The sequence below is a fragment of the Zemynaea arenosa genome (genome assembly GCF_004614185.1).
Taxonomy (GTDB): domain Bacteria; phylum Pseudomonadota; class Gammaproteobacteria; order Burkholderiales; family Burkholderiaceae_D; genus Telluria; species Telluria arenosa.
Window position 1 is genome coordinate 24,655 of record NZ_SPVF01000225.1, and the last position, 21,886, is coordinate 46,540.

A 21,886-nucleotide genomic window follows, 5' to 3' on the forward strand; every position below is an offset into this window, starting at 1 on the left:
TGTGGGGAGTCTGGCTCGCCAACTCTTCTATAAGATATAATACTGGTCTTCCGATTCACCCTGTACCGCGTCCCATGGCCGAGCCAGCCGACATCCCGAAGGAACCCGCGAATGAGTTTTTCATTCTTGGCCTGACCAGCAATGGCCGCCAGTTCCGTCCGAGCGACTGGGCCGAGCGGCTCTGCGGGGTGATGTCCTGTTTCCAGCCTGATGGCGGCCGCAACGGCCACCTGCGCTTTTCCCCGTATGTCCGCCCGACCGTGCTCAACGGCGTCAAGGCGGTGGTGGTCGACAAGGCGCTGCAGGACTTCGAGCCGCTGGCCTACCACTTCGTCGTCAACTTCGCCAAGGACAACGACCTGCAAGTTGTCGACGCCTGCCTGCTGCCCATTCCGGGCGAAAACAAAGCCTGAACTGACCAAGAACCCGTTTGATCCTCCTCAAGGAGTGTGCGGATAACCCGGGTTAGGGTAGGTCTTTCTGTGCGCGCGCAAGGCGGGAGGGGAGATGCATATCGGAAAAATCTGCACCGAGGACGCCGTCTGTTGCGACCGGACCGAGACCGTCCAGGGCGCGGCGCTCCTGATGCGCAAGCACCACGTGGGCGACGTGATCGTGGTGGACCGGGTCGATGGTGAAGCGCGGCCCGCCGGCATCGTCACCGACCGGGACATTGCGGTGTCCGTGATCGCGCTGGGGCTCGATCCGGCCAGCCTGCTGGTGGGGGACGTGATGAGCGACGACCTGCTGGTGGCGGAGGACCAGGACGACATCTACGAGACCATCGAGCACATGCGCCTGCGCGGGATCCGCCGGGTGCCGGTGGTGAACGCGCGCGGCGCGCTCACTGGCGTGGTGTCGGCGGACGACCTGCTGGAATTCCTGGCCGAGGAGATGGGCGAGCTGTCGCGCATCAGCGGCTACCAGCAGACCCAGGAAAAGCGCATGCGCCAGTGAGCGCCTGGCCCCCTTCCGTGGTGCCAGTGCGTCGCGCCGCCACCACTCGGTGTGACTACGCATTGCCAGTTAGCATCATCCCGGTTATGCTTGCCGAATGGCTATTAAAATTGCCTAAGGTTAAGATATTCGGGATTGTTTGATGTCGAAGAATAAACAACACAGCTTCAGTTTCGAAGGCAAGGTGGTCCTGGTGACCGGCGGTGCGGGCGGGATCGGCCGCGCCACGGCGCTCGCGTTCGGTGCCGCCGGCGCCACGGTCGTGATTGCCGACACCTTCGTGGACGGCGGCCACCACACGGCCGGGATGATTGTCGAGCAGGGCGGCAAGGCCCTGTTCGTGCGCTGCGACGTGAGCCAGGCCCGCGATGTGGAAGCGCTGGTCGACAAGGTGGTCGCCACCTACGGCCGGCTCGACTGCGCGGTCAACAATGCCGGGATCGAAGAGGAACACCTGCCCCTCGCCGATACGGACGAGGCGGCCTTTGACCGCGTCATGGCCGTCAACGTCAAGGGCGTGTGGCTGTGCCTGAAACACCAGCTGCGCCAGATGCAGCGCCAGGGCGGCGGGTCGATCGTGAACATGGCGTCCGTCGCCGGGCTGGGCGGAGCGCCGACCCAGGCGGTCTACGCCGCGAGCAAGCACGCGGTGGTCGGCCTGACCAAGACCGCGGCGGCCGAGTACGCCAAGCTGGGGATCCGCGTGAACAGCGTGTGCCCCGGCGTGGTCAACACCGCGCTGCTGGCGCGGGCGCTGGACCGCGAGCCCGAGCGGGCCGCCAAGGTGGCGCGCATCCATCCGCTGGGGCGAGTGGCGGAGGTGTCCGAAGTGGCCAACGCGATCCTGTGGCTGAGCTCGGACCAGGCGTCCTTCGTGACCGGCCACCAGCTGGCCGTGGATGGTGGCCTGACCGCCATCTGACCTTGTCGTCAAGCTTGTCCGGCTGAATGCCCGACCGGGCCGGTGGCAGGGTTTGGCGCAGCCGCAACTGCACGGGCCCACCGGCGCGCACGCCGTCAGGCGGGCTCAGGTCAGGCGGTGCTCAGCTCAGCGACGAAGTCGTAGAGATCGCCGCGGAAGTAGGAGCGGCAGAACTCCACCGCGCGTCCGTCCTTCAAAAAGCCCAGACGTTCCACGCACAAGCCGGCATCGCCCGGCTTCGCCTGCAGCAGCTGCGCCTGCTCGGCATTGAGCACCAGTGCCGACAGCCGCTGCAACGCCCGCACCGGCCGGTGGCCGGTCGCTTCCAGCGCCTCGTACATCGAATTGCCCACCGCTTCCAGCGAGGGGAGGCAGGCCGCCACGATGGTCGCGTACTCCAGGCACATCGGAATCTCGTCGGCAAACCGGATCCGGTTGAAGCGGTACACCGGCGCGCCCGGCGACAGCCGCAGGCGCAGCGCCTCCTCCGGCGTGACCGTGCCTTCCGAACGCTTCAGCCAGTTGCTGCGCGGGTGCCGCCCGCGGGCCCGCATGTCCTCGGAAAAGGAGGTCAGCTTGGCGAAATTCTTCTCGACCCGGTTGTTGATGAAGTTGCCCGAGCCCGGCCGCCGCACCAGCAGCCCTTCCTCCACCAGCCCATCGATGGCCTTGCGCACCGTGATGCGCGAGATCGCCAGTTCCTGCGCCAGCACCCGCTCGGCGGGCAGGGCCTCGTCCGGCCCGAACAGGCGGCGGTCGATGGCCTCGCGCAGGGCGCGCTGCAGCTGCTGATAGAGCGGCTGGCTGCTGGTGACAGCCAGGCCCTGCATGATTTCTGCCAGATTGGACATGGGTGGGGGCTCGTGGTTGTCTCGTAAAAGCAAATGAAGAGCTGTGACCTCGGATAATACCAAAAAAAGACCACTGAACCACATCCGCCCTTTGCGGCGGCGCAAACGGTCGCCTTCAGACCATACCACTTCGTTAAACCGGCGAACCGGTATGCATAAAGCAAGCTTGGATACAAAAAAATTATCGAAATTGGTAGTGTTCTGGTATTAAACGGTTGTATATTGGCGTTGAATTGGTTTTGAACGTTGTGGTACCAAAAAAAGTCCGACACACGGCTGTCCAGCCAACACCAAGGGGGAAATATGAAGCGCAGCTCTTCAGCTCACGCAGTACCAGCAGTAGCACCTGTCAAACTCAAGCCCATCGCGGCCGCAGTCGGCATGGCCCTGTTCGCCGCCGCTCTGCCCGCAACCGCCCAGCAGACCGGTACGGCACCAGACCAGACCGAGACTGTGGTGGTGACTGGTATTCGCGCGTCGCTGCAGCAATCGATCAACCAGAAGCGCAACTCGGACAGCCTGGTCGAGGTCATCACCGCCGAAGACGTGGGCAAGATGCCGGACAAGAACGTCGCTGACTCGCTCCAGCGCCTGCCGGGCGTGTTCACCGCAGCCGCCGGCGGCGGCGAAGGTTCGTTTGGCGAGAACGACCGCGTGGCCCTGCGCGGCACCCCGTTCGGCCTCACCCTGACCACCCTGAACGGCCACTCGGTCTCCAGCGGCGACTGGTTCGCCGACAACATCATCGGCGGCGGCCGCTCGGTGAGCTTCTCGCTGTTCCCGTCCGAACTGATCGGCCGCGTCACCGTCCACAAAGGCTCGCAGGCCGACCTGCTGGAAGGCGGCGCCGAAGGCGTGATCGACATCGACACCCGCAAGCCACTCGACTTCAAGAAGTCCTTTAACGCCCAGGTCAGCCTCGGCGCCGTGCACTCGTCCAACGCCGACAAGAACGACCCGCAGGTCAACGGCCTGATCGCCTGGAAGAACCCGGAAAACACCCTCGGCGTCCTGGTGCAGGGCTTCCACGAAAAGCGCACCCTGTCGCGCGTGGGCCAGGAAAACCAGATCTGGTACGACCGCGTCGAAGCCGGTTCGCCGATCGGCAAGGCGATCCCCGGTTCCGTGGGCGCCGTCGCCAACTATCTTGGTGGTACGGCCTGGTTCGAACAGGAGCGCACCCGGAACGGCGGCCTGATCGATGTCCAGTTCAAGCCGAACCGCGACCTGTCGGTCGACCTGACCGCGTTCCACTCGCACCTCGACGCCCCGAACATCAACCACAACTTCATGCAGTCGCTGGGCCGCTTCCTGGGCCCGTCGTGGGCGACCGGCGCCTACCCGACCGGTAATGTGACCGGTACGGTGACCGGGAATGCCGTCACCCAGCTTAACGCGCCGGGCAATGCCTGCGGCACCGATTGCTTCCAGATGTCCAGCGCCGTGCAGGAAGAATTCAGCCGCCCGGTGGCCGAGAGCCAGTCCGAGTTCGTCAACCTGGACGTGAAATGGCGCGCCAACGACCGCCTGACCCTGAGCACCAAGCTGGGCACCACCAAAGGCCTGGGTAACACCGTGTCCGGCGCGCTGGGCGTGTGGATGCCTTGGACCGGTGGCAGCTACACCATCAATGGCCCGGACAGCGCGGTGATCTACAACACCCCCGGTGCCGACAAGTTCTCGATCGGCGGCGGTCCCGGTGGTTCGGGCGGCGTGCCGTACACCTACGGCTCGCACGTCACCGCCAACGACAAGGAAACCTACGGCCAGATCGACGGCACCCTGTCCACCGAGTGGGGCGCGGTCCACTCGCTGCAATTCGGCGCACGCGTCGCCTCGCACAAGCGTGACCTGTCCTCGATCGGCATCGTCGCCAATCCGGGCCTGGACGTCGTCGCCAACCTGCCGATGGGTGGCCTGACCGCCTTCCCGGACCGCTTCGGCGACCTGGGTGCCAACGGCGCCGGCTACTGGACCTTCTCGCGGGAGGCCGTCAACGGCTGGCTGACCAAGTACGCCAAGTACGAGGGTGAGCTCAAGCAGAACGAATTCAACATCAAGGAACCGACCCAGTCGGCCTACGTGATGGCGAACTTCCAGGGGGAGAACTTCTCGGGTAACGCCGGCGTGCGCGTGGTGCACACCACCGAGGAAGTGCAGCGCTTCGAGATCGGCCCGTCGGGTGGCTTCGAGCCGCGCACCTACAAGAGCTCCTACATGGACTTCCTGCCGAGCGCGAACTTCCGCCTCGACGTGACCAAGGACCTGGTCGCCCGCTTCGGCACCAGCCGCACGATGGCCCGTCCGGAGCTGGGCATGATGGCCGGCGTCGACCTGCGTGACGTGCAGGGTACCGGTAACGTCGGTAACCCGAACCTGCGCCCGATCCGCGCCAACAACTTCGACATCGGCATGGAGTGGTACTTCGCGCCGAAGTCGATGGTGTCCCTGGGCGGCTTCTACTCGGCGCTCGACGGCTACGTCACCTACGGTTCCAGCACCGCGACCTTCTACAACCAGCTGCAGAAGCAGAATACGGTGTACCAGGTCAGCACCCCGGTCAACACGACCGCGGAAGTGAAGGGCCTCGAGTTCTCGTACATCCAGGCCTTCAACAACGGCTTCGGCGTGAACGCGAACTACACCTACACGCTGGGTGAAGAGACCGGCCACGCTCCGGGTTCGCCGTGCGGTAACGTGACCACGCCGGATTGCACGCTGATCGGCACCTCGAAGAACGCCTACAACATCGGCGCCTTCTTCGAACAGGACAAGCTGTCGGCGCGCATCACCTGGAACTGGCGTTCGGGCTTCCTGAACGGCACCAGCCGTAACAGCGCCGCCTTCCAGTCGTCGATCGGCACGCTGTCCGCGTCGATCGCCTACCAGCTGACCGAAAACTTCAGCATCAACCTGGATGGCAAGGACCTGAACAACCCGACCGTCAAGTCGGTGATCCACACCGCAGGCGTGATGGATCTTCCAGGTTCGCTGTACAAGAACGGCCGTCAGATCTACCTGTCGCTGCAAGCCAAGTTCTAAGTCTGTGTGTTGTGCCGGCGGTGCCCACCTGGTGGGTGCTGCCGGTTTTTTTCGAGCTTCTTCGGCGGGGCGCGCGCCTCGCCGGTCCTGGAGGGACCCATGTCGCCCAGCGCACTACCGAAACGGATCCTGATTGTCGGCGGCGGCTCGGCCGGCTGGATGACGGCCCTCATGTATGGCGATGCCCTGATCAAGAAGGGCGTCGAGATCACCGTGGTGGAATCGCCCAACGTGGGCACCATCGGCGTCGGCGAGGGATCCACGGCCCTGCTCAAGCGCTACTTCGACGAACTGGGCATCGTGGAAAGCGAGTGGATGCCCGAGTGCCATGCGACCTACAAGGCCGGCATCTCCTTTCCCAACTGGTCGACCCGGCCCGGATACGAGAGCTACATGCATCCGTTCTGGAGCATGCTCGATCATGTGACCCTGCCGGCTTATATTCAAAACGTCCATGCGCGCCAGCGCGGCGTGGACATCGACGCCAATCCGGACCGCTACTTCATCGCCAGCAAACTGGCGCGCCAGGGTTTGGCGCCGCTGCCGCCGGAGTCGTTTCCCTTCCATCCGGGCTACGGCTACCACTTCGATGCCGGCCTGCTGGGCAAGTACCTGCAGAAGAAGGCCATGGCCTGCGGCGTGCGGCACAAGAGCTGCCACGTCACCGAGGCCAATCTCGATGTGGCGGGCCGCGTGGCCAGTATCTCCACCATGGAAGGCGAGACGCTGGAGGCGGACTTCTTCATCGACTGCTCCGGTTTCTCGGCACTGTTGATCGAGAAGGCGCTCAAGACGCCGTTCGTGAGCTACGCCGATGTGCTGTTCAACGATTCCGCAGTCGCGCTGCCCACGCCGATCGGCGAGACCATTCCGACGGTGACGGTTTCCGCCGCACTGTCGCACGGGTGGGGGTGGAAAATTCCGCTGACCGACCGCTTCGGCAATGGCTACGTCTACAGCTCCTCCTTCATCAGCAGCGACGCGGCCGAACGCGAACTGCGCGAGCATGCGGGCGTGGGCGACGCCGACGTGCAGGCGCGCCACCTCAAGATGAAGCTGGGCCGCGTGGCCCAGCACTGGAACCGCAATGTGCTGGCGGTGGGCCTCTCGCAAGGGTTCCTCGAACCGCTGGAGGCCACCGCGCTGTATCTCACGCAGACCACGGCGGGGCTGTTCCTCGTCTATCTGGAAAAAGGTGAGCTGGGCGAGCAGGCGCAGGCCGCATACAACCGCGAGGTCAATGGCTACTTCGACGGCCACCGCGACTACATCGTGGCGCACTACAAGACCAACACGCGCACCGACACCGACTACTGGCGCGCGAACGCCATGGGGCTCGACAAGATTTCGGATTCGCTCAAGCGGATCTTCCAGACCTGGATCGAGGGCAAGGACCTGGGCGCCGAGATCCGCCACCAGGGCATCGAACATTACTATCCTGTCGGGTCCTGGTACGCGCTGCTGGCCGGCATGGGCACCTTCCCGCAGCTGGGCGCGGATGCACGCCAGCCCGCCGAATCGCTGGCGCAGATCGACGATTTCACGCGCCGCTGCGTGCTCAATTTCCGCGACCACCGGACCGTGCTCAATGAGCAGGTCCGGATGAGGGAGGCTGCGTGACGCGATTGTTTGGACGTGCGCTGGCGCTGCTGCTGTCCGTGGGTGCACTGTGGTCTGCGGGTGCCGCGCTGGCCACGCCGCGCTTCGTCTTCAGCCCCTACAAGCATCTGGCGCAGGGCCGCGGCGACGGCCACGTGATCCGCGATGCGGGCGGCGCGCCGTACGCGCAGCCCGGCCGACCCGCGCTGACCTGGGCCTTCGCCACCGGCGAATGCGGCAGCGAAGTGTGGGGCGAGGAGAGTGCGGACGACGTCGCGCGCGCCAACGTGGCCGCCTTCGATGCCGCGCGGGTGAACTACATCATCTCCACGGGCGGGCAGGGCGGCGTGTTCACCTGCACGAGCGATGCGGGCATGGACCGCTTCATCACGCGCTACGCGTCGGCACATCTGATCGGCGTGGATTTCGACATCGAAGCCGGGCAATCGGCTGCGCAGATCGAAGGGCTGGTCCAGCGGGCGAAGAACGCCCGCGCCAAGTGGCCGACACTGCGCTTCTCGTTCACCGTCGCCACGTTCGCGGCGGCGGACGGCAGCCAGCGCAGCCTTAATCCCACGGGGGAGATGATCATGGCCGCGATCCGCAAGGTCGGGCTGGACGACTACGTCCTGAATTTGATGGTGATGGATTACGGAGTGCCGGAGCCAAAGGCGTGCGTGGTCAAGGCCGGGCAGTGCGACATGGGCGCCTCCGCGCTGCAGGCCGTACGCAACGTCAGCGCGCGCTATGGTGTCCCGCTGGCGAACATCGAAGTCACGCCGATGATCGGCGTGAACGACACCGCGAACAACGACTTCACCGTGGCCGACGCGCGCGCCGTCGCCGCCATGGCGAAGTCCCTGAACCTGGCGGGTGTGCACTACTGGTCGCTGGACCGCGACCAGCCCTGTGCCCGACCCGCGAAAGGTGCAAGTCCGACCTGCAGCGGCCTGCTTGACGCCGCCGCCGGTGCGTACTTGCGGGAGTTATCCCAAGCATCAAAGTGAGTCTCTTGTTTGTGTGATCCCAGTTTCAGGCCGAGACCCCTCGGCCTGTTTTTTTGGGGGGACGTACCCCTCTCCCACACCGGGGTACGTCCCCGTTTCCGGGAAAGTTCCCCGCCCACGATTGATCCACGCATAAGGTGCCGAAGCCGCTCCGGCTAACGTTATCTCATCATTCACTGTGACAGGGAGACGAATATGCCTCGCAGAGCTCGTGTGATCGTTCCCGGCTATCCCAACCACGTCGTCCATCGCGGCAATAATCGATGTGGCGTGTTTTGCGATAAGCATGACTATCTCGTGTACTTGGACTGGCTACGAAAGTACTCGGAAGAAGCCTTGTGCACCGTCCATGCTTATGTCTTGATGAGCAACCACGTCCACATTCTGGTATCGCCAGCCTTTGAGGACGGTCTGTTCCGGCTGATGAAGCCCCTTGCCCAGCGATACGCCCAGCACTTCAATACACGCTACAAAGCGCACCGGCTCCCTCTGGGAAGGCCGGTTTCATTCCTCGTTGATCCAGTCTGATGAATATCTCTTGAACTGCTATCGATATATCGAGCAGAATCCGTTGCGGGCCGGGATGGTGCAAAGCCCTGGGCAGTATCTATGGTCGAGTTATCGGCACAACGCGCTGGGCGAAGATGACGATTTGATTACCGAGCATGCTTCTTATACGCAGCTGGGCACCTCAAAGATTGCGCGCTTGAACGCGTATCGCGACATGCTGGCAGAAAGTCTCGACGACGATTGGCTTGAGCGGATTCGAAAAGCGCACCCGGGCAATCGCGCCCTGGGCGACTCTCTTTTCTTGGCTCAGCTGAATGGCGGAATACCCAAAGCCGACCACAGCCCAGCATTATCTTTCGGATTGGTCTGACATCGAGAAGCCGGGGTACGTCCCCGGTGTGGGAGCGGGGTACGTCCCTGGCGCGGGGAGAAAAACTATTTCGGACGGGGGGCGCGCAGGGGGCGGTCGGGGCGGGTCAGGTGGCCGGAGCGCAGGGCGGTGACGCCGGAATGGACGGCGCGGGCGACGTTGCGGACTTCTTCCTGCAGCGCGCTGTCGCGGTCCAAGGCTTCGTGGCTCTCGGCGTACGATTCGTAATAGCCGATGTAGCGGTCCAGCCGCGCAAAGGTGCCGCCGTCGATGAGGCCCATCCAGTCCAGCCAGTCCTCCAGCGCGCGCCGCGTGCCTTCGATCCCGGCTACGTCGCCATGCACGACCAATCCGTAGATGCGGTCCGCCAGGTGCTTGGGATACGGCCACCCGGCCAGCTCCAGCGCCTTCGCTTCTTCCGGCGTCTTCCCGTGCGTGGACGTGGGATCGGGATTGCCACCATCTGCGCACACCAGCCGGTCAATCATCAGCTTCAGGGGCGACGGTGACTGGTACCAGTACACTGGCGTGCAAATGATGACGCCATGCGCCAGCACCCACCGTTCGTAGATCTCGTTCATCCAGTCGTTGGTCTGGTGCAGCGAGTGGTTCGGATAGCAGCTGCACGGCCAGTGGCACAGCGGCATGGCGGTCGATACGCAGCCTTTGCAGGGATGGATATGCCGGTCGTAGTCGGACGTCAGCAGCGACAAATCCAGCAGGTCGACATCGACCTCCGCGCTCTCCAGCTCCGCGCACGCGAGCATCGCGAGCCGCCAGGTCTTGGACACCTCGCCCGGACACGTCCCGTCATTGCGCGAGGCGCCGCAGATCACCAGCACCCGCGGACGCCCTTGCGGATCGCGGTGCCGCACCTCCGCAGCCTTCAGCTTATCGCTGGCCTCTTTCCATTCCACCGACAGGTCGTAGTCAGGATCGGCATACCCCGGCCCCGCCTTCACCGTGACTGGCGCCTTGCGCCCGTGGATGTAGGCATCCCACGCGACATCCTCCACCGCCTTCAGCTGCTCGGCGACGGCCCGGTAGGCCGGGTCGAGAAAATTGCGGGAGAAGACCTCGTGGAACTGATCGCGCCCCAGTTTGGCGGGCGCCTGGCCTTTGCGTACGGTCGGCATGTCTCACCCTCGAATGGTTGACGGCGATTATGCGGTGCCCCCGGCACGGATGATGTACGCTAACTAACACTCAAGCGCGATCCGCTGAGCGGACGAAAAAAAGGCCGGGCATCGCGCCCGGCCTTGATCCGCACAGCGGTTTGTGATTACTTCGATGCCGGAGCCGGAGCCGCCGGCGCCGCCGCCGGCGCCGCCGCGCCACCCGCCGGACGGTTCACCCACATCGACCAGTAGCGCGCCAGGTCCTTGGTATTCTGGTCGCCGCCCACCGACGCAAAGGTCTTCAGCGCGTCGTCCTTGCGGCCGGCCTTCGCGTACGCGATACCGAGGCGGATCTTGGCTTCTTCCGGTGCCTTCACGCCTTTGGCGATACCCTTCTGAATCAGGTCGATGCCCTTGTCGAATTGGTCCATCGACACGTACGCGTAGCCGACGTTGACCAGGCCCGTGCCATCCTTGGCCTTGGCGGCCGAGGTCTCACCCAGGTTGCTGGACTTGGCGTCTTCCGCTGCGCCCTTGTTGGCACGGTCGCGCAGCTTCTTGTGGGCCGCGGCATCCGGGCCGGTGCCCAGAGAGCCGGAGGCGAAGCCCGCATCGACGACCTTCTTCGCTTCGGTCGGCAGGCCGGCCAGCAGGTCGGTCTCGGCCAGTTCGACGATGTAGGCCGCATCCATCTGCTGCACCGCGACCGACTGCAGGCGGAACACGTCCGGCATCAGGGTCTTCTGGTCGAAGCCTGGGCGGTTCACCAGGCGGCTCAGGAGGTTGGTCCACGCGTCATCCGACGGGTAATACTTCACCACGCGCTCCAGCGCATACAGCGTGGTGTCGTTGTCCTTGGCCAGGCCGGCGGCGCTGGTCAACAGGCGCAGGTCTTCGTTGCTCGGCTGCTGGCCGGCCTTCTCGGCGCTGTCCACCGCTGCCTTCAGCATCGGCACGGCCTTCGCGTAGTCCTTGTTCAGGTAGTAGGCACGGGCCAGGCGGCCGCGCGCGCCCGCGTGCGGGTTCGCGGCTTGCGCCAGGTAGGCTTCCAGTTCCGGGATCGACTTCTTATAGTCCTGCATGTCGTAGTGGATCTCGGCCATCGCCAGCATGAAGGTGCTCTTTTCCTCCGGCGTCAGGCGGCCGCTCGCGATCGCACGCTCCAGCGCACCCACGGTCATCGCGTTGTTGTTGGTCGCGGAACCCAGCGAGATCTTCATGCGGTCGATCACGTAGCTCTCGTACGGCGTGCGGTCCGGGAAGGCCTCCGCCTTGGTGATCGCGTCCTGCACGTAGGCGTAGTCCTTGGCGGCCATCTTCTCCTGGATCACTTTCGGGTCCAGGAACTTGTACATCTCGGCGCGGACGGTGTCGGGCTTCGGCGCTTCGGCGGCCGGCTTGGACTGCGCGTGGGCGCTGGTGATCAGGGCCGGTGCGGCCTGCAGGCCGATCGCGGCCAGGAGCAGGCTGATTCGGGCGAGACGGAACTGGGACATGGATCTATCCTTCAATCGATGGTTGGAACGGCCCGGCAACCCGGGCAAAGACGCATATTGTCACACAAACCAGCGCCACCTGCCGCTAAATTGTGTCCATTTGTACTGCGGGAATGGCTGCCCCTGAAGCGCCGAACAGGCGGCACTGTGCAGGGGGAATTCCGAGCCGCACCGCGTCTCCGGGGCGGGGGGCGGCCGCATTGGCACCCAGCCGCACCGCCAGGCCATCTGTCGTGTAAAGGAGGGTCTGGTCGCCCAGGTATTCGACGTGGCCGACCGTCGCCGGAAGCACGCCCTCGGCGGCCACCTGCAGGTGCTCGGCGCGGATGCCGAGCGTGAGCTCACCGTCCGGCAGGACAAGATACTGCGGCAGCACCGCGGCGGCGCCATCGCGCAGCAGCACGCGCCCCGCGCCATCCGCGCGCGCGGGCAGGAAGTTCATGCGCGGCGACCCGAGGAAGCCGGCCACGAAGCGGTTCGCGGGCGCGTTGTACAGCTCGTGCGGCGTGCCAGCCTGCTCGATCCGTCCACCATTGAGCACGACGATGCGCTCGCCCAGGGTCATGGCTTCCATCTGGTCGTGCGTCACGTAGATCATGGTCGCACCGAGCTCGCGGTGCAGGCGCGCCAGCTCGAGCCGCATCTGTACGCGCAGGCCGGCATCGAGATTGGACAGCGGCTCGTCGAACAGGAACACGGCAGGCTTGCGCACGATGGCGCGCCCGATCGCCACGCGCTGGCGCTGGCCACCCGACAGGCCCTTGGGCCGGCGCTGCAGCAGGTGCGCGATCTGGAGGGTCTCCGCCGCGCGCTCCACCGCCGCCTTCACTTGCGCTGCGCTCTGCCCCGCGAGCTGCAGCGCGAAGGCCATGTTTTCGAACACCGTCATGTGCGGGTACAGCGCGTACGACTGGAACACCATCGCGATGCCGCGCTGCGCGGGCGGCACATCGTTGGCCCGCTGTTCGGCGATGAACAGGTCACCCTCGCTGATCGATTCCAGCCCCGCGATCATGCGCAGCAGCGTGGACTTGCCGCAGCCCGAGGGCCCGACCAGCACCAGGAATTCGCCGTTGCGCACTTCCAGGTCGATGCCCTGCAAGACCGGGGCTGCATCGCGTGCCGCTCCGTCGTACCGTTTGCCGATGTTCTTTAGCTTGACCTGTGCCATGGCGCTCCGCTTACTCGCTCGCAGCCGGAGAGAGAGCCGCGTCATCGGCCGCAGTACCCTCGGCCGGCGTGCGCGCCGTCATCGGAATCAGCTGCGACAGGATCGCCACCGGGATGGCGCTGATGAGCACCCACACGAAGAACTTCTGGTAGCCCAGCGCGGTCTGGATGTCGCCGCTGATCCAGCGGAACAGCACCTGCCCGAGCTGCATCACGCCGGTCGCAAACGCGTAGTGTGCGGTGGCGTAGCGTCCGGGGGCCACCACCTGCATCATGTAGAGGATCAGGCCCACGAAGCCGAAGCCATAGCCGAACATCTCGGCGCCCAGCGCCGCCGCGATCAGGGTCAGGTCGTCCGGACGGAAGGTGGAGAGGTACCAGAACACGAAGTTCGGCAGGTTCACGGCCAGGATCAGCGGCAGGATGGCGCGCTTGAGGCCCAGCTTGGACACGAAGTAGCCGCCGCCGATGCTGCCGACGATGAAGGCCACCGTGCCCACGGTGCCATACACCTTGCCCACCTGGCCGGTCGAGAGGCCGAGGCCACCGGCGCTGACCGCATCGCGCAGGAACAGCGGGCCGATGGTCTGCACCTGTGCTTCGCCCGCGCGGAACAGGATGATGAAGAGAATGGACACCCACACGCCCGGCTTGCGGAAGAAGTCGACGATCACTTCCTGCAGCGTGCTGGCGATGGCCTTCGCCGACGTGGCCTCGGTGCGCAGGTTCGGCGCCTGCGGCAGTGCATAGCTGTTGTACAGGCCCAGGGCCAGCATCATCAACGCGATCAGTCCGAACACGATGGTCCACGCTGGGACCACGCCCATGCTCTTTTCAAAGTGGTCCGCCAGCAGCAGCATGCCGCCCGCGGCGATCACGCGGCCCGCGTTGAAGAAGGTGCCGGTCCAACCGGCATAGGCGGCCTGCTGTTTCGCATCCAGAGTGGTGATGTACAGGCCATCGCACGCGATGTCGTGGGTGGCTGAGGAAAACGCGGCCAGCGTCAGCATCGCGATCACGGCACCGAGCCATAGCGGCAGGTGCAGGGCCAGGCCCACCAGGCCGAAACTCACCGCGCCCGCCAGCTGGAAGAACACCACCACCTTCTTCTTGCTGCTCACCAGCTCCAGGAAGGGGCTCCATAGCGGCTTGAAGATCCAGGCCGCGCCGAGGAAGGCCGTCCAGTGCGCGATTTCGGCGTTGGTCAGGCCCATGCTCTTGAACATCTGCATGGCGACCGTGGCGACGGCGAAGTAGGGCAGGCCCTGCGCGATGTACAGGGTCGGCACCCAGGTCGTGGGCTTGCGCGCGGTGGCGTCGTGGCTGGGGTGACTCATGGTGCGGTCCTCGTGGTGGGATCGGATACGTGTGAGACGAATTAGAAGCCGGGCACCGGGCAGCGGCCGGTCGCTTCGATGTCGCCCGACAGCCAGGCGTTGATGGCGTCCAGCGCGGGCCGCGCGAAGCCGTAGGTCATCAGCGCCGGGGCATCGATATCAAGCGCCTGGTAGGGATTCCACAGCGCCAGGTGCAGGTCGGGCTTCCAGTTCGCGCGTGGGTGCGCGCCGTAGCGCAGGCGCGAGGTCGACGCGAGGAAGGTGAAGCGGCCGTCCTGCGGCAGCGCAGACCAGTCGAAGCTGTCCGCATCGGCAAAGGTGACCAGTTCCACATCCGGATACAGGCGGCGCAGCGAGTCCGCCACCACGGCAGCGGGCACGCCCGCTTCGGACACGCCATCGCTGACCACATCCTGCCGCGCGACCAGGCGCACCTTGCTGCCCGCAGCCGGGCGCTGGACGTCGCCAAGCGCGGTGAGGCTGCGGCGCCAGCCTTCGGCCATCACCGCGCGGTCGGCCGTATCGCGCGTGTATTCGTGGGCCTGGCACGGGTAGCGCCGGGCGAGGGCGGACAGGCGCGCCAGCTTGGCCTGCACATCTTCGATCGGCAGCGTGCCGTCGTCGATGGCGGCGGCGATGGCGTCCAGCGTCTCGTTCTGGGTCTCGGTGGTGCCGAGGGCCATGACCATGTCCGCTCCCGCCACCAGCGCGCGCACCGCCGCTGGGCCCACGCCGTAGTGACCCGCAATGGCGTGCATGTCCATGCCGTCCGTGATGATCACGCCCTGGTAGTTCCACTGCGTGCGCAGGATGCCGTGCAGAATGGGGCGCGACATCGTCGCCGGATTGTCCGGATCGATCTGCGGGTAGACGATATGCGCCGTCATCACCGCCGGGGCGTGCGGTGCGGCAGCGCGGAACGGCGCGAACTCGAAGCGGTCCAGTTCCGCCAGCGGCTTGTCCACGGTCGGCAGGTCGCGGTGCGAGTCGACGCTGGTGTCGCCGTGGCCGGGGAAGTGCTTGACGCAGCAGGCCACGCCTTCGGCCTCGCTGCCTTCCATCCACGCCAGCGCCAGTTCGGAGGCGCGGTATGGATCGGCACCGAACGAACGCTCGGCGATCACCGGGTTGTCCGGGTTGTTATTCAGGTCCAGCACCGGGGCGAAGTTCCAGTTGAAACCGAGCGCCTTGACTGCGCGCGCCACCGCGGCGCCAGTGCGGCGGGACAGGTCGGTGTCGTTCGCCGCGCCCAGGCCCATGGCGGCCGGTGGCGCCGGCACCCACAGCGAGCGCACCACGGCGCCGCCTTCCTGGTCGATGCCGATCAGGGACTCGCTGCCCATCGCAGCGCGCAGGTCCGTCGTCAGCTTGGTCAGCTGCTGGGCATCGGTCATGTTCCCGCGGAACAGGCACACGCCGCGGATACCGCTGTCGCGGATGAAGTCCGCCTGCTCCTGCGACAGCACGGTGCCGGGGAAGCGGATCATGATCAGCTGGCCCGCCAGCTTGCGGGAATCTTGGTTGGTTGTGAGACTCATTTGACTGCTCCGTCCATGCCGCGCATGAAGAATCGTTGAGTGAAAAGGAAAGCGAGTAAGGTCGGCAGGATCGCCAGCACGGTGCCGGCGGCGATCACCCGGGTGCTGCTGCCAAAGGTGCCGCGCAAGTAAAGGATGCCGACTGACAGCGGGAATTCGTCCGGTGTGCTCATCACGATCGAAGGCCAGATGTATTCGTTCCAGCTTTCGACTGCGGTGAGGATGCCGACCGTGGCCAGCCACGGTGCCACCAGCGGCAGCATGATGCGGCGGAAGATGGTCCATTCGCTGGCGCCGTCCACGCGCGCCGCGTCGATCAGGTCCTGCGGCACTTCCTCGAAAGCCTGCTTCATGAGCAGAATGGCGACCGCGGTCACCACGTTCGGCAAAATCACGCCGGTGTAAGTGTCGACGAGGCTCAGCTTCGTCACGGTGATGAAGTTGACCAGGAAGTTGACTTCGGATGGCAGCACCAGCGTGGCCAGGATCACCCCGAACACCAGCTTGCGGCCGCGGAAGTGCAAGCGCGCGAGCGGGTAAGCGGCCATGGAGCAGAACACCAGCTTCCACAGCACGGTCAGCGCGGTGATGGCAACCGAGTTGCGGAAGAAGTCCAGCATCGGGATCACGCGGAACACTTCGGCGAAGTTGTCCAGCGTCGGCGCTTGGGGCCAGAAAGTGGGCGGGAAGGCGAAGATGTTTCCTTCGCTGGAAAGCGCCGTCACCAGCGTCCACCAGAACGGGAACACGCACAGGACCGCCACGGCGAGCAGCAGCAGGTAGTGGCCGGCGGTCTTCATCGGTGCCTCGGCTTCAGCCAGCGCAGGCAAAGCAGGGCGATGCCGACGCAGAAAATGGAGACCACAAACGATGCGGCCAGGGCGCGCGGCAGCTTGAGGTGCTTGAGGCCCTGGTCGTAGGCATAGTAGAGCGCCGTGAAGGTGGAGTTCATCGGCCCGCCCTGGGTGAGCACATCGACCTCCTGGTAGGCCTTCAAGGCGGCGAGCACCGACAGGATGGAGCACACGGCGATGGTCGGGCGCAGCATCGGCACCGTGATGCGCCAGAAGCGCTGCCACGCGGTGGCGCCATCGAGGATCGCGGCTTCCTGCATGTCGGCGGGGATAGACTGCAGCGCGGCCAGGTACATCACCATGTACCAGCCCAGGCCCCGCCACACGGTCACGAACATCACGGCGGCCAGCGCCAGGTCGTCGTCGGACAACCAGCCGAGCGGCTGGTTCACCGCGTGAAGCGCGGTGAGCACATAGTTCAGCGGCCCCTGCTCGTGGAACATGAAGCTCCACATGATGCCGACCACGGACACGGTGGTCACCACCGGCACGTAGAACGCGGCGCGAAACAGACGGATGCCGGGCAGGCGGTTATTCACCAGCACCGCCAGCGCCATCGCGCCGACCTGCGTGAACGGCACCACCAGCAGGAACAGCAGCGAATTGCGCAGGCCCGTGACGAACATCTCGTTCTGGAAGATGGCGCGGAAGTTGTCGAAGCCGACCCAATGCGTCTCGCGTACCAGGCTGTAGTTGGTGAAGGCGAGGAAGGACCCGTACAGCACAGGCCAGAACGAGAACACGGCCAGCAGCACCAGCGCGGGCGCGAGGAACAGCCAGGGCGTGATGCGCTTGTGGATGCCGTTCATTGCGCGAGCTTCCGGTTCCAGATCGCCACCGCCTCGCTCAGCGCTGCCTGGATGTCCTGCTTGCCGGTGACGCCGGCTTCCACAGCCTTGACCAGCGCGCGCCGCAGTTCGTCGTAGTCTTCGATGCCCGCGACGTACATGGTGCGCGAATGCGGCATCGACACGGCGCCCGCAGCCACCGCGCGTTCGGCCGCTCCGGCGTTCGGTGGCGTGGAGACAAAGAACGGATCGTTGGCCGCCTTCACCGTGGCCGGGAAGACGCTGGCTTGCCGCGCGAACGCGAGCTGGTTGGCGTCGTTGGTCAGGTAGCGCGCAAAACGGCCGACTTCGGGCAGCAATTTCGAGTCCACGCCTTTGGGCACGGCGAAGTGGATCAGCCATCCGCCATCGGCAATGCCGGTGGGGCCGAGCGGCGCGGGCGCGACTTCGGTGAGCGCGTACATGTCCGGCGCGTCGGCCTGCAGGCGTTTCATGGCCGTCGGGGGCGCGATCAGCATGCCCACCCGGCCGCCCTCGTAGGCGTTCATCACGGACGGGAAGTTATCTTCCAAAAAGAGGCCTTCCTTCAGCAGCCCGCCCACGCGGTAGGTGTCGGCCAGCTTGCGCAGGAAAGCCACGTGGCGCGGGGAATTGAAGACGGCACGGTTGTTCTCGATGAGGGGCAGGCCTTGCTGCATCATCAGGCCATCCACCTTGGCCAGCGAGGGGCAGATGCCCGCCTTGCCGGTGCGCTGGGCGATTTGGCGCGCGTAGGCCAGCTGCTCGTCGAAGGTGCGCGGCGCGCGCGTCAGCCCGGCGGCTCGGAAGATCTCCTTGTTATAAGCCACCACGGCGACGTTCGAGTACATCGGGAAGCCGTAGACGTGGCCCTTGAAGGTCAGGTCCTGCAGGGTACTGGGGATGAAGCTGGCGCGTGCCTCGCCGAGCAGGGCGTCGACCGGCTGCAGCAGCTGGTCGCGCGCGTATTCGTCGGCCCACGGCACGTTGAGGTTGACCAGCGCGGGCGGCGTCCCGGCCACGATGCGGGTCACCAGCTTGGTCTGGATCACGTCCCACGGAAAGTCCACCCACTCGACCTTCACGCCCGGGTGGGCGGCCTCGTAGCCGCGCACCACGTTGTTGAAGAAGGGCGTGAACTTCGGCTTCATGCTGAAGGTCCAGAACTCGATCTTCGCGGGTGCGGCGGACGCGCTGGCCCAGCTGGCAGCCAGCAGCAGGCATGCCATGGCCGTGGCGCGCGTGATCGAGAGGGTCATGGAATGCGCGCCGCCGGTACGTCAGTGGGTCTTGGTGACTTTGTTCAGGTGGCGCGGCTTGTCTGGATCCAGCCCACGGGCCTTGGACAGATGCGCCGCCATGACGTAGAAGGCCTGGATGGCGACGATCGGGTCGAGGTCCGGCGTGGCGGCCACCGGCAGCGTGAGATCGCGCTCGGCCACGTCGGCGGGTGCGGCCAGCAGCACGCGCGCGCCGCGCTGGCGCATCTCGGCGGCCAGCTGCAGCAGGCTGGCCTGGGCCGGGCCACGGGTCGCGAAGATCAGCAGCGGGTAGCCGTCGTCGATCAGCGCCATCGGGCCGTGCTTGATCTCGGCGCCGCTGAAGGCTTCCGCCTGCAGGGCCGAAGTCTCCTTGAACTTGAGGCCCGCTTCCAGTGCGACCGGAAAGCTGATGCCGCGGCCGACCACCATGATGTTGCGGGCGGGCGTGAGCACTTCCAGCGCGGGCGACCAGTCCACCGTGGCCGCGGCGCGCAGGGCGTCGGGCAGGGCGTCCAGGCCGGCCAGCAATTCGGGATCGTTCTGCCAGTGGGCGACCAGGCGGGCCCCGGCCACCAGGCTGGTGATGAAGCTCTTGGTCGCCGCCACGCTGGTCTCCTTGCCGGCGTGGAGCGGCATCGCCCACTCGGCCGCATGGGCCAGCGGCGAATCGATGTCGTTGACCAGGGCGACCGTGGTGGCACCGCCACCGCGGAAGTACTTGATCGGTTCCACCACGTCCGGGCTCTGGCCCGATTGCGAAATGGCGATGGTGAGCGTGTCGCGCGTGGCCAGCGGGGACTTGTACAAAGTGACCAGCGACATCGGCAGCGAGGCCACCACCCGGCCCATCCGGGCCATGATCAGGTAGGCGCAATACGACGCCGCGTGGTCCGAGCTGCCGCGCGCCACGGTCAGCGCGGAATTGAAGCTGGTGGACCTCAGCGTCCGCCCCAGGTCCGCATAGCGCTCGGCGTCGGCAGCCAGCTGCTGCGCCACGCAATCGCCCGCGGACAGGGCTTCCTTAAGCATCATTGAGGTCACACGCTTCTCCTTCGATATACACGGCTTTGATGTTCAGTTCGCGGTCCAGGACCACCATGTCGGCGAAGCAGCCCTGCCGCAGGCGGCCGCGTTCCTGTTCGCCGAGATAGTCGGCGGCGTAAGTGGACGTGCGGCGCGCGGCGTCGGCCAGGTCCAGGCCCAGGCCGACCAGGTTGCGCAGCGCCTGGTCCATGGTGAGCGTGCTGCCGGCCAGCGTGCCGTCCGGCAGGCGCACGCCGCCCATGCATTTCTGCACCCGGTGGCGGCCCAGCATGTAGTCGCCGTCCGGCATGCCGGTGGCGGAGGTGGAATCGGTCACGCAGTACAGGTGCGGAATGGAGCGCAGCGCGACCTTGATGGCACCGGGGTGCACGTGCAGCAGGTCCGGGATCAGCTCTGCGTACTGCGCGTGGGCCAGCGCGGCGCCGACCATGCCGGGTTCGCGGTGGTGCAGGCCGGTCATGGCGTTGAACAGGTGGGTAAAGCCCGCGGCACCGTGCTGCAGGGCCGCGAGGCCATCCTCGTAGGAGCCAAGCGTATGCCCGATCTGCACGCGGATGCCGGCATCGGCCAGCTCCTTCACCAGCCGCAGGTGGCCGGGGATCTCCGGCGCCACCGTGATGAGGCGCAGCGGCGCGTAGTTTTCGAGCTGCTGCACTTCGCTGAGGGTGGCGGCACGCGCGTAGTTGGGCTGCGCTCCGAGCTTGCCGGAATTGATGTACGGGCCTTCCAGGTGCACGCCCAGCACGCGGGCCGCGCCCTTGCGGCGCTCGCGGCACGCGTCGCCGATGGCCTTCAGCGCGGCTACGATCTCGTGTGGCGGCGCGGTCATGGTGGTGGCCAGCATGCTGGTGGTGCCATGGCGCGCATGGCTGGCCGCGATCACGTGCGGCGCATCGCCCGCTTCCATGATGTCCTTGCCGCCGCCGCCGTGCACGTGCAGGTCGATGAAGCCGGGGATGATGTAGTCATCGCCGTTGCCATCGGGGTCGCCGGGCGCCCCCTGGATTGCATCGATGCGCTCACCGAAGCTGATGGTGCCGTGGACCCAGCCTTCGGGTGTGAGGATGTTGCCTGTTCTTGCATCGTTCATCGACGCGACTCCGCTACAAATTCATAATAATCACTGCGGCAATACGAGTGGGTCAGTTCCACCGCGGCGCCGTTTTCAAGATAGCTCACGCGCGTGATGTGCAGCATGGCGGCGCCGGGCTGCACGCCCGCCAGCCTGGCCTGCTCCACGCTCGCGTTCACGGCGCGGATGTGCTGCAGCGCGCGCATCGGCACCGCGCCATTCGCTTCCAGGTAGCCGTACAGCGAATCGGTCACGCCGTTCGGGTCCGGCATGTGGCGCGCGGGGATGGTGGTGGTCTCGATGGCCATCACCACATCGTCCGCCGTACGCAGGCGCTTCAGGCGCACCACCGGCATGTTGGGAGACAGGCCCAGGGACAGCAGTTCCAGCGGCGCGGCCACGCCGATCTCGCGTTCCAGCCAGCGCGACCCGGCCGTGAAGCCGCGCTGCGACAGTTCCTCCGAAAAGCTGGTGAGGCGCGACAGCGGCTGCTCCAGCTTGGGCGTGATGTAGGTGCCCGACCCGCGCCGTCGCGTGAGCATGCCGCGCTCGCACAGCATGTCGATGGCTTTGCGCGCCGTGACGCGCGAGATATTCAGCATCTCCGACAGCATGCGCTCGGAGGGCAGGGCCTCGTTGGCGCGCCACTCGCCGCTCGCGATGCTGGAACTCAGCTTGTTCGCCAGCTGCATGTAGAGCGGGGTCACACTTTCGGCATCGGGTTTGAAGTCGCTGAGCTGCGCGAGCATGGTGTCGGTCCTTTGCTGGGAGGCGTTAGGCGTTGTGCTGCGAAGACTGCGAAGACGGCGAAGACTGCGCCGCGCTGGCGCGTGCAAGGTGCAGCTGGATCATCCGCAAGGCGCCGAAGGCCGCGTCGCCCTGCGGCGTGCCCGCCCGGCGCTCCAGCTCCGGCGGCAGGTAGGGCCGCAGC

At 65.8% G+C, this 21,886-nt stretch carries 20 protein-coding genes; 8 read left to right on the top strand and 12 right to left on the bottom strand.

Features of this window, described 5'->3' with window-relative positions:
- The first annotated feature begins 74 nt into the window (after nt 1-74).
- The 3 genes from E4L96_RS17670 to E4L96_RS17680 all read left to right on the top strand — a co-directional run bounded on the left by E4L96_RS17670 (nt 75) and on the right by E4L96_RS17680 (nt 1,879).
- Entirely contained in the window at nt 75-413 is a 339-nt protein-coding gene (locus E4L96_RS17670; protein ID WP_135208532.1) for a DUF3579 domain-containing protein, read from the top strand.
- Nucleotides 414-507: 94 nt separating this feature from the next.
- Nucleotides 508-957: a CBS domain-containing protein gene (locus tag E4L96_RS17675; protein ID WP_135208533.1), complete on the top strand. Its 450-nt coding sequence runs from the start codon at nt 508-510 to the stop codon at nt 955-957.
- Nucleotides 958-1,099: 142 nt separating this feature from the next.
- Entirely contained in the window at nt 1,100-1,879 is a 780-nt protein-coding gene (locus E4L96_RS17680) for an SDR family oxidoreductase (RefSeq protein ID WP_135208534.1), read from the top strand.
- A 110-nt stretch (nt 1,880-1,989) separates the two neighbouring features.
- Here E4L96_RS17680 and E4L96_RS17685 read toward each other — a convergent pair whose 3' ends face one another.
- On the bottom strand, nt 1,990-2,730 hold the full coding sequence (locus tag E4L96_RS17685; RefSeq protein ID WP_135208535.1) for a GntR family transcriptional regulator: 741 nt from the start codon (nt 2,728-2,730) through the stop codon (nt 1,990-1,992).
- A gap of 381 nt (nt 2,731-3,111) precedes the next feature.
- Here E4L96_RS17685 and E4L96_RS17690 point away from each other — a divergent pair, with 381 nt between their 5' ends.
- The 5 genes from E4L96_RS17690 (at nt 3,112) to E4L96_RS17710 (ending at nt 9,258) form a co-directional block, all read left to right on the top strand.
- Complete coding sequence (locus E4L96_RS17690) at nt 3,112-5,772, top strand: TonB-dependent receptor (protein WP_167758728.1); 2,661 nt, start codon at nt 3,112-3,114, stop codon at nt 5,770-5,772.
- 99 nt (nt 5,773-5,871) lie between these two features.
- The gene (locus E4L96_RS17695) at nt 5,872-7,392 is read left to right on the top strand and encodes a tryptophan halogenase family protein (protein ID WP_135208537.1); all 1,521 of its coding nucleotides are present in this window, start codon (nt 5,872-5,874) and stop codon (nt 7,390-7,392) included.
- Nucleotides 7,389-8,378: a glycoside hydrolase family 18 protein gene (locus tag E4L96_RS17700; RefSeq protein ID WP_135208538.1), complete on the top strand. Its 990-nt coding sequence runs from the start codon at nt 7,389-7,391 to the stop codon at nt 8,376-8,378. The genes E4L96_RS17695 and E4L96_RS17700 overlap by 4 nt, the downstream gene beginning before the upstream one ends.
- Nucleotides 8,379-8,573: 195 nt before the next feature.
- Nucleotides 8,574-8,906, top strand: coding sequence for a transposase (locus E4L96_RS24720; RefSeq protein WP_135208539.1), 333 nt, complete (start codon nt 8,574-8,576; stop codon nt 8,904-8,906).
- Nucleotides 8,893-9,258 carry a hypothetical protein gene (locus E4L96_RS17710; protein WP_135208540.1) on the top strand — a complete coding sequence of 122 codons (366 nt, stop codon included), beginning with the start codon at nt 8,893-8,895 and terminating at the stop codon, nt 9,256-9,258. The genes E4L96_RS24720 and E4L96_RS17710 overlap by 14 nt, the downstream gene beginning before the upstream one ends.
- A gap of 65 nt (nt 9,259-9,323) precedes the next feature.
- Here the strand turns inward: E4L96_RS17710 and E4L96_RS17715 are convergent, their stop codons facing one another.
- The 11 genes from E4L96_RS17715 to E4L96_RS17765 form a co-directional block, all read right to left on the bottom strand.
- Entirely contained in the window at nt 9,324-10,394 is a 1,071-nt protein-coding gene (locus E4L96_RS17715) for a flavodoxin family protein (RefSeq protein WP_135208541.1), read from the bottom strand.
- A 146-nt stretch (nt 10,395-10,540) separates the two neighbouring features.
- Nucleotides 10,541-11,872, bottom strand: a complete 1,332-nt coding sequence (locus tag E4L96_RS17720) for a tetratricopeptide repeat protein (protein WP_135208542.1) — start codon at nt 11,870-11,872, stop codon at nt 10,541-10,543.
- A gap of 85 nt (nt 11,873-11,957) precedes the next feature.
- A complete protein-coding gene (locus E4L96_RS17725) occupies nt 11,958-13,043 on the bottom strand; it encodes an ABC transporter ATP-binding protein (protein WP_135208543.1) in 1,086 nt (361 codons plus the stop codon).
- Between the two features lie 10 nt (nt 13,044-13,053).
- Nucleotides 13,054-14,379, bottom strand: a complete 1,326-nt coding sequence (locus tag E4L96_RS17730) for an MFS transporter (protein ID WP_135208544.1) — start codon at nt 14,377-14,379, stop codon at nt 13,054-13,056.
- 41 nt (nt 14,380-14,420) lie between these two features.
- The gene (gene nagZ, locus E4L96_RS17735) at nt 14,421-15,917 is read right to left on the bottom strand and encodes a beta-N-acetylhexosaminidase (protein ID WP_229414589.1); all 1,497 of its coding nucleotides are present in this window, start codon (nt 15,915-15,917) and stop codon (nt 14,421-14,423) included.
- Complete coding sequence (locus E4L96_RS17740) at nt 15,914-16,717, bottom strand: carbohydrate ABC transporter permease (protein ID WP_135208545.1); 804 nt, start codon at nt 16,715-16,717, stop codon at nt 15,914-15,916. Before E4L96_RS17740 ends, nagZ begins: the two co-directional genes overlap by 4 nt.
- On the bottom strand, nt 16,714-17,580 hold the full coding sequence (locus tag E4L96_RS17745) for a carbohydrate ABC transporter permease (protein ID WP_135208546.1): 867 nt from the start codon (nt 17,578-17,580) through the stop codon (nt 16,714-16,716). The genes E4L96_RS17740 and E4L96_RS17745 overlap by 4 nt, the downstream gene beginning before the upstream one ends.
- Nucleotides 17,577-18,836: an ABC transporter substrate-binding protein gene (locus tag E4L96_RS17750; RefSeq protein ID WP_135208547.1), complete on the bottom strand. Its 1,260-nt coding sequence runs from the start codon at nt 18,834-18,836 to the stop codon at nt 17,577-17,579. Before E4L96_RS17750 ends, E4L96_RS17745 begins: the two co-directional genes overlap by 4 nt.
- A 21-nt stretch (nt 18,837-18,857) precedes the next feature.
- A complete protein-coding gene (locus E4L96_RS17755) occupies nt 18,858-19,871 on the bottom strand; it encodes an SIS domain-containing protein (protein WP_135208552.1) in 1,014 nt (337 codons plus the stop codon).
- Nucleotides 19,861-20,973, bottom strand: coding sequence for an N-acetylglucosamine-6-phosphate deacetylase (gene nagA, locus E4L96_RS17760; protein WP_135208548.1), 1,113 nt, complete (start codon nt 20,971-20,973; stop codon nt 19,861-19,863). The genes E4L96_RS17755 and nagA overlap by 11 nt, the downstream gene beginning before the upstream one ends.
- Nucleotides 20,970-21,704 carry a GntR family transcriptional regulator gene (locus E4L96_RS17765; RefSeq protein WP_135208549.1) on the bottom strand — a complete coding sequence of 245 codons (735 nt, stop codon included), beginning with the start codon at nt 21,702-21,704 and terminating at the stop codon, nt 20,970-20,972. Before E4L96_RS17765 ends, nagA begins: the two co-directional genes overlap by 4 nt.
- Between the last annotated feature and the right edge of the window lie 182 nt (nt 21,705-21,886).

What these genes read in the sequence shown, in the direction of transcription:
- E4L96_RS17670 (WP_135208532.1), top strand. Translation starts at nt 75, where the DNA reads ATGGCCGAGCCAGCCGACATCCCGAAGGAACCCGCGAATGAGTTTTTC.
- E4L96_RS17675 (WP_135208533.1), top strand. Translation starts at nt 508, where the DNA reads ATGCATATCGGAAAAATCTGCACCGAGGACGCCGTCTGTTGCGACCGG.
- E4L96_RS17680 (WP_135208534.1), top strand. Translation starts at nt 1,100, where the DNA reads ATGTCGAAGAATAAACAACACAGCTTCAGTTTCGAAGGCAAGGTGGTC.
- E4L96_RS17685 (WP_135208535.1), bottom strand. Translation starts at nt 2,730, where the DNA reads ATGTCCAATCTGGCAGAAATCATGCAGGGCCTGGCTGTCACCAGCAGC.
- E4L96_RS17690 (WP_167758728.1), top strand. Translation starts at nt 3,112, where the DNA reads ATGGCCCTGTTCGCCGCCGCTCTGCCCGCAACCGCCCAGCAGACCGGT.
- E4L96_RS17695 (WP_135208537.1), top strand. Translation starts at nt 5,872, where the DNA reads ATGTCGCCCAGCGCACTACCGAAACGGATCCTGATTGTCGGCGGCGGC.
- E4L96_RS24720 (WP_135208539.1), top strand. Translation starts at nt 8,574, where the DNA reads ATGCCTCGCAGAGCTCGTGTGATCGTTCCCGGCTATCCCAACCACGTC.
- E4L96_RS17715 (WP_135208541.1), bottom strand. Translation starts at nt 10,394, where the DNA reads ATGCCGACCGTACGCAAAGGCCAGGCGCCCGCCAAACTGGGGCGCGAT.
- E4L96_RS17720 (WP_135208542.1), bottom strand. Translation starts at nt 11,872, where the DNA reads ATGTCCCAGTTCCGTCTCGCCCGAATCAGCCTGCTCCTGGCCGCGATC.
- E4L96_RS17725 (WP_135208543.1), bottom strand. Translation starts at nt 13,043, where the DNA reads ATGGCACAGGTCAAGCTAAAGAACATCGGCAAACGGTACGACGGAGCG.
- E4L96_RS17730 (WP_135208544.1), bottom strand. Translation starts at nt 14,379, where the DNA reads ATGAGTCACCCCAGCCACGACGCCACCGCGCGCAAGCCCACGACCTGG.
- nagZ (WP_229414589.1), bottom strand. Translation starts at nt 15,917, where the DNA reads ATGAGTCTCACAACCAACCAAGATTCCCGCAAGCTGGCGGGCCAGCTG.
- E4L96_RS17740 (WP_135208545.1), bottom strand. Translation starts at nt 16,717, where the DNA reads ATGAAGACCGCCGGCCACTACCTGCTGCTGCTCGCCGTGGCGGTCCTG.
- E4L96_RS17745 (WP_135208546.1), bottom strand. Translation starts at nt 17,580, where the DNA reads ATGAACGGCATCCACAAGCGCATCACGCCCTGGCTGTTCCTCGCGCCC.
- E4L96_RS17750 (WP_135208547.1), bottom strand. Translation starts at nt 18,836, where the DNA reads ATGACCCTCTCGATCACGCGCGCCACGGCCATGGCATGCCTGCTGCTG.
- E4L96_RS17755 (WP_135208552.1), bottom strand. Translation starts at nt 19,871, where the DNA reads ATGATGCTTAAGGAAGCCCTGTCCGCGGGCGATTGCGTGGCGCAGCAG.
- nagA (WP_135208548.1), bottom strand. Translation starts at nt 20,973, where the DNA reads ATGAACGATGCAAGAACAGGCAACATCCTCACACCCGAAGGCTGGGTC.
- E4L96_RS17765 (WP_135208549.1), bottom strand. Translation starts at nt 21,704, where the DNA reads ATGCTCGCGCAGCTCAGCGACTTCAAACCCGATGCCGAAAGTGTGACC.